This is a genomic window from Actinomycetes bacterium (genome assembly GCA_036000965.1).
Classification (GTDB): domain Bacteria; phylum Actinomycetota; class CALGFH01; order CALGFH01; family CALGFH01; genus DASYUT01.
The window spans coordinates 1-5,667 of sequence record DASYUT010000322.1; the positions used below are offsets into that span (position 1 = coordinate 1).

Below are 5,667 nucleotides of genomic sequence, written 5' to 3' on the forward strand. Positions count from 1 at the left end.
GTCGGCCAGGCTGGTCTCGGGCAGGCGCTCCTCGGCCTCGATGAGCAGGGGCAGCAGGCGCACGTCGCCGGGGGTGGCGATCCCGGTCACCTCGGGATGCGACAGCACCCAGGCAACCGCGGCGGCGACCCCCTGCTTGTCGTCGAACGGCTCGTACCAGGTCGTGTAGCCGTGCTCGACCGGCTCCGGCCAGTTCCGGCGCGACGCCACCTTGATGATCATCAGCCCCGCGTCCTGAGCCTGGACCTCGGCGACCAGGGCCTGGTAGTCGGCCAGGTACGCCGCATCCTGACCCAGCACGTGGTTGAGCGGGGTGAGGACGGTGTCGAAGGGGAACCGCCGCAGGGCCTCCAGGTGGGTGGCCGGGGCCTGGTGGCCGTGGCCGGTGATCCCGACCGCGCCGGCCAGGCCCTCGTCCCTGGCCCGGACCGCCGCCTCCAGCGACCCGCCGGGTCGGGTGACCAGGTCCAGCTCGTCCAGGTCGCCGACGGCGTGGACCTGGATGAGGTCGAGGTGGTCGGTCTGCAGCCGCTCCAGGCTGTGGTTGATCTGCGCCCACGCCTCGTCCCGGTCCCGCAGCCCGGTCTTGGTGGCCAGGAAGATCCTGTCCCTGATCGTGGGCATCCACGGGCCCAGGCGCAGCTCGGCGTCGCCGTAGCTGGCCGCGACGTCGAAGTGGTTGATCCCGGCGTCCAGGGCCAGCTGGACCGAGGCGTCGGCGGTGTCCTGGTCGACCTCGGCCAGGGCGGCCGCGCCGTAGATCAGGACCGAACTCTGATGGCCAAGGCGACCCAGTCTCCGCTGCTGCACGTACCCAGTCCCTGTTCGCTCGGCACCCCCGGCACCGGCCCGACGGAACCCGACCGGTCCGGACCGTGAACCCCAACGCTACCGTCGAGGCTGATCGAGGGCGAGCTGGACGGGTCACCCCGGCCAGGTGGGGACCGAGCAGCGAGAGGTCGGCCGGGCCGGGCCGAGCCGGTCGGCGGCGGTCTTGGCCTGGTGCCAGTAGGGGTACAGCAGGGGCGGCCTGCTGACCTCCTCCAGCCGGGCCAGCTCCTGGTCGCTCAGCGTCAGGTCGGCCGCGCCGAGGTTGTCGACCAGCTGGTCGGTCGTGCGGGCCCCGATGATCACCGACGTCACCGCCGGCCGGGCCAGCAGCCAGGCCAACGCCACCTGGGCCGGGGAGGCGCCGCGACGCTTGGCCACCTCCACCAGGGCCTCGACGATGTCGTACAGCTTGTCCTGGTCGCGGACCGGGGGCTCGTCCCAGCCGGACAGGAGCCGGGACTGCTCTGGGTCCGGCTGGTCGCGGCGGTACTTGCCGCTCAGCAACCCGCCGGCCAGGGGGCTCCAGACGAGGATGCCGAGGCTCTGGTCGACGGCGATGGGCACCAGTTCGTACTCGGCCTCACGGGCCTGCAGCGTGTAGTGGATCTGCTGGCTGACCAACCGGGGCAGGCCCCGCCGCTCGGCGACGCCCAGCGCCTTCATCAGCTGCCAGCCGGCGTAGTTGGAACAGCCGACATAGCGGACCTTACCGGCGTGGACCAGGTCGTCCAGGGCCTGGAGCGTCTCCTGGAGCGGCGAACTCGATCAGCGGCGGGGTGAGCCGGCCGCCGAAGTGGTAGTTGTTGAGGCGGCGGTGGAAGGTGCGGAGATGGCCGCGGAAGGCTAGCTCGGCGGTCTCGGGGTCGGCGGCGAGGTCGGTCAGGGTCAAGGGGATCTCCTCCTTGATGGTTGCTTTGGCTCATGGTCGCATAGGGGCAGGTCAGGCCGGGTGCCCGGCCGGCGGGGGAAGGCGCCGGCCGGGCGAGAATCTCTTGATAATGTCGCGTCTTACAGCTACGATAACCGTTGACATCCGGCAAGGGAAGGGACTACGGTGGGGGGCGACCGGCCAGGCCAGGAGATCCCGAAGGACTACCGCAAGGTCGTCGTCCACCTGATCGACAACGAAGGCTGGACGTACCGCAGACCCGGCGGCGGCTACCCGAGGCTCCTCCCGGCCGACCCGGCTCACCAACCGATCAAGCTCCCGAAGACTCCGAGCTCCCAGCGGGCGTTCAACAACTTCGTGGCTGAGGTCAGGCGGAAGGGCGGCCATTGGCCGCCGAGGAGGTAGGAGACGATGACCTGGTTCAGCGTCGGCGTGGAGGCTCGCTGCCCAGATCAGGCTCCCGAGATTGACGAGTGGCTGCTGGACAGCTTTGCGGATGCCGTGGCGGCCTACGATGGCGTGATTGGGGGTGGCCAGGGCGCTTGGGATGCTCGGATCAGTGTGGAGACCGACGATGCGGACCGGGCGGCCATGACCGGTGCCGAGGTGGTGCGCAAGGCGGCCGCGGCGGCGGGCCTGCCCGACTGGCCGATGGTGCGGCTTGAGGCGACCCGCCAGGACGTGCTTGAGGCGGAGTTGGCCCAGCCGAACTACCCGGAGTTGGTGTCGGGGCCGGAAGCCGCGGAACTGCTCGGGGTGTCGCGGCAGCGGTTGCACCAGCTCGCCCAGGAGCATGCCGGCTTCCCCGAACCGCTGTATCGGCTGCGGGTCGGGCCATTGTGGGTTCGGTCGGGGATCGAGGCGTTCGGGCGGCGCTGGGAGCGCAAGCCCGGCCGGCCCCGCAAGACCGCGTGAGATGAGGCGGGTCACGATCCGCCTCGCTGGCGATAGGCCTTCTGCCGGCACGCGCCCGAGCAGTAGCGCGCGTCCGACCTCGCCCCGGTGAACCGCTGGCCGCAGCCCTGGCAGGGCCGGTTCGCGCGGGCTTGGCGCCGCAGCTCGCGCTGGCGGGCCAGCTCTTGCTTGTGGGCACAGCGGATGCAGTAGCCGACCCAGCGGCTCGGGGGCTGGATGAAGCCCCGGCGGCGCGGCGCCTGCTCGCCGCGGTCTCCACGGCGCCCGCATGGCTTGCCATGCTCACCACGCTCGGGCTGGCGCTGGGCTGCCGCCGCGGCGAGCTGCTCGCGCTGCGCTGGGCCGACGTCGACCTCGACGCGGGCACCGTGCGCGTGGGCCGGTCGGCGCGCATCGTCGGCGGCCAGCTCCAGGTGAAGGGACCGAAAACGGACGCCGGCTACCGGGTGCTCGCGCTGCCAGTGTTCGCCGCCGCGGCGCTGCGCCGCCGCCGAGCCGAGCAGGCACGGATCCGGCTCGCCCTCGGGGGCGCCTACGACGCGGCCGGCGATCTCGTCGTCTGCCACGACGACGGCCAGTCCGCCCCGACTACGCCTCCGCGGCGTTCCGGGCACTGGTCCGCCGGGCCGGGCTTCCCGCGGCGGTGCACGTGCACACGCTCCGCCACTCGGCCGCGAGCTTCCTGGCCGCGGCCGGCGTGCCCGCGTCGGACCTGGCCGCCCAGCTCGGCCACGCCGACGGCGGCGCCCTGGCCCTGCGGGTGTACGTCCACGCGCTTCCGGACGCGGCGGCGAAGGCGGCGGCGCACCTGGATGCCGCGCTCGGCGGCGCCGAGTGAGCGCGCCGGGTTGCACCAGGGTTGCACGGCGGCCCCGGGCGGCCCGGCGGCCCTCGGAAACTGCCGACTACGAGTCGGGCGTTTCCGCAGCTCAGCGGAGGCGGACCGGTAAGCATACGAACCACGGCGCGCCGGGGCCGGCGCTGTGGGTGAACGCCCGTGCGTGGGGACGCCGCCGTTGATCGGGAGGGATCCGGTCAGCCGCGTGGCGTGTCTCAGGCGCCTGACCGTTGGGGCGACCACCAGCCTCAGCGTTGCGAATCCCGGCTGCCAGACCTTGGCCAGATCTGGACGAGTTGCCGTTCGTAGACGGCGCAGATCCACGGACCGGAGCGACGCGAACGCTGAGTCATACGGTTGATATTTGCCAGGAAGCGGTCACGCTGCTGCTCTCCCGTCAGGTTCGCGTTGGTGAGACAGAACGCGCGAACGCCGTGCGCGGCGAGCGCTTGCAGCTCCACAGGGCGGCGGCGGATCGCGTCATCCTTGGTGAGTGTCACCCAGCCAGCCCGGCCTGACTGCGAGAGCCAGTCCACGTCGGGCACGGTCTCTTCCGCGTCCGGCCCGTAGACCGACCGCATCGTATGCACGACGAAGCCGAGCTCGCGTAACGCATCGGGAAGCATGTGGTAGCCAAGGCTGCGGTCGACGAAGAACTCGGGCGGGTCACGCGGCGGGCGGGAGCGCGGCACGGATCACGTCTTCCACGTCCTGATGGTCCAGATCGAAGTCCCGAGCGACCGACGCAAGCGGCTCACCCGCCCGGAAGCGGTCAAGCACGTCCTCCATGCGCGCGCCGCCGCGGACGAAGACAGGCTGGCCAAAGGCGCGGCTGGGGTCGACCTCGACGACGTGCCGGCGGGTGATCGGCAGCACCATCCGTTCTGCCCAGTTGTCCTGGGCGTAGGTGATCCGCTGGAGGTAATCACGGATCACGTCGGAGAAGACCCGCTGGCCGGTCAGGACCACCGTGAGGATCTCCTCGTCGCCATGCTTGCTGGCGTAGTCGTACAGGATGGACGACCCGTCGGTGTACAGCCGGCCCGAGGCCAGGGCGTGCTCGACGCCGAGCTCCTGCTGCAGGACTTGGAGCGATCGGCGGATGTGCTGCATGGACACGCCGGCCTTGCGGAAGGCGGCGGCGACCATCCCCTCCGCCAGCCCGACGAACGGGATCTTGGGGAGCCCCGCCGGCGCGGGCAGAGTGGTGATGAGTGGGGCGGCGCGGACCTCTTGCTGCCCCAGGGAGCGGCGGACGTAGCCGTGTGCCCAGGTGACGAAGGTCGAGCGGGGGACACCCAGGAAGCTTGCCGCCTCCTCGAGGGTGTAGAGCGGCACGTCGAAGCGCAGGTCATCCGTGGTCGCCACCGGCCAGCCCCTTCTGATGCGCGGTTGGGACAACACTACCTCGACCTCGCGACGCCTGAGTCGCTGTCCACAGGCCTGATGGCCCTCCGGGCATGCGCATGGTCGCAAACTCACGGTTTGGCGACCTCCAGTGGAGCGCGCGAGCCCGTCGGGCACCCGCCAGAGGCTGGGCGTGGAGTAGCGTCTCGGCCGGCGCGGGCCTGGCGCGGGACAGCGCTATTCGGGCCAGATCTCCCACCGGTTCCGGTTGCCACGGCAAACCCGCGCAGCAGGGTATTTGGCCTTAAGGTCGGTCAGCTGCCTTATGACCTCGTCGATCGGCAGCCCGGAGGCGACGACGGCCAGCGGTTCTGGCTTCGGAGGAGGCGGCTCGGCAGGCTTCTCGTTGGCCGCGGCGGCGATCATCTCCCGCGCCTTGCGGATGCATTGCGCCCACCGTGGCCAAGCCGGACAGGGGCCCGCGTCGGGATTCGCACCGGTGATGACGAAACCGTGCCATCTGGCCGGTGAGACACACTCCGAGCACATATCAGCAGCCTCGAGTGGCGGTATCGCCATGAGGAACTCCAGCCGGGGCGTGTCCCGGTTGAGCGCGTCGCGGATCGGTACCCGCTCGGCGCGGCCCTTGGCGGCCTTCAGCCTCGCCTGTTGCTCCCTGACCCGCTCACGCAGTTCCCGGACCTCAACGCAGCGGCGGGCGGAGAAGAGCGTAAGTGCCAATTCCCGGCGCTCCTGCGGCAGCCACCCGCGCTCGTCGACCACGGCCTCGACGTCCCCGACCGCCTCCTGGAGGCGGACGACCTCGCTGCGCACCGCCGCCACGGAC

At 71.3% G+C, this 5,667-nt stretch carries 9 protein-coding genes and 1 pseudogene; 3 read left to right on the forward strand and 7 right to left on the reverse strand.

Going from position 1 to position 5,667, the window contains the following annotated elements; genetic code table 11:
- The 3 genes and pseudogenes from VG276_29355 to VG276_29365 form a co-directional block, all read right to left on the reverse strand.
- Positions 1-810 (reverse strand): aldo/keto reductase (locus VG276_29355; GenBank protein ID HEV8653395.1); only part of this gene is annotated, 810 nt, incomplete at its 3' end.
- A 124-nt stretch (positions 811-934) separates the two neighbouring features.
- A pseudogene (locus VG276_29360) lies at positions 935-1,587 on the reverse strand (aldo/keto reductase).
- On the reverse strand, positions 1,538-1,720 hold the full coding sequence (locus VG276_29365) for a hypothetical protein (protein HEV8653396.1): 183 nt from the start codon (positions 1,718-1,720) through the stop codon (positions 1,538-1,540). Before VG276_29365 ends, VG276_29360 begins: the two are co-directional and overlap by 50 nt.
- Before the next feature lie 165 nt (positions 1,721-1,885).
- Between VG276_29365 and VG276_29370 the strand changes: the two genes are divergently transcribed.
- Together VG276_29370 and VG276_29375 are read left to right on the forward strand one after the other, a co-directional pair.
- Entirely contained in the window at positions 1,886-2,125 is a 240-nt protein-coding gene (locus tag VG276_29370) for a hypothetical protein (GenBank protein ID HEV8653397.1), read from the forward strand.
- A 6-nt stretch (positions 2,126-2,131) separates the two neighbouring features.
- The gene (locus VG276_29375; GenBank protein HEV8653398.1) at positions 2,132-2,635 is read left to right on the forward strand and encodes a hypothetical protein; all 504 of its coding nucleotides are present in this window, start codon (positions 2,132-2,134) and stop codon (positions 2,633-2,635) included.
- 11 nt (positions 2,636-2,646) lie between these two features.
- On the opposite strand, the gene VG276_29380 is transcribed toward VG276_29375, so the two are convergent.
- The gene (locus tag VG276_29380; protein ID HEV8653399.1) at positions 2,647-3,201 is read right to left on the reverse strand and encodes a hypothetical protein; all 555 of its coding nucleotides are present in this window, start codon (positions 3,199-3,201) and stop codon (positions 2,647-2,649) included.
- Between the two features lie 47 nt (positions 3,202-3,248).
- On the opposite strand from VG276_29380, the gene VG276_29385 reads away from it, so the two are divergent.
- Positions 3,249-3,473 (forward strand): tyrosine-type recombinase/integrase, encoded by a 225-nt coding sequence (locus VG276_29385; GenBank protein ID HEV8653400.1) that lies wholly within the window; start codon positions 3,249-3,251, stop codon positions 3,471-3,473.
- A 248-nt stretch (positions 3,474-3,721) separates the two neighbouring features.
- Here VG276_29385 and VG276_29390 read toward each other — a convergent pair whose 3' ends face one another.
- The 3 genes from VG276_29390 to VG276_29400 all read right to left on the reverse strand — a co-directional run.
- On the reverse strand, positions 3,722-4,165 hold the full coding sequence (locus VG276_29390; GenBank protein HEV8653401.1) for a hypothetical protein: 444 nt from the start codon (positions 4,163-4,165) through the stop codon (positions 3,722-3,724).
- Entirely contained in the window at positions 4,140-4,841 is a 702-nt protein-coding gene (locus tag VG276_29395) for a DUF433 domain-containing protein (GenBank protein ID HEV8653402.1), read from the reverse strand. The genes VG276_29390 and VG276_29395 overlap by 26 nt, the downstream gene beginning before the upstream one ends.
- A 216-nt stretch (positions 4,842-5,057) precedes the next feature.
- On the reverse strand, positions 5,058-5,667 hold a 610-nt coding region (locus tag VG276_29400; GenBank protein ID HEV8653403.1), incomplete at its 5' end, for a hypothetical protein.

Coding starts and splice junctions, on each gene's coding strand:
- VG276_29375 (HEV8653398.1), top strand. CDS start 2,132: ATGACCTGGTTCAGCGTCGGCGTGGAGGCTCGCTGCCCAGATCAGGCT.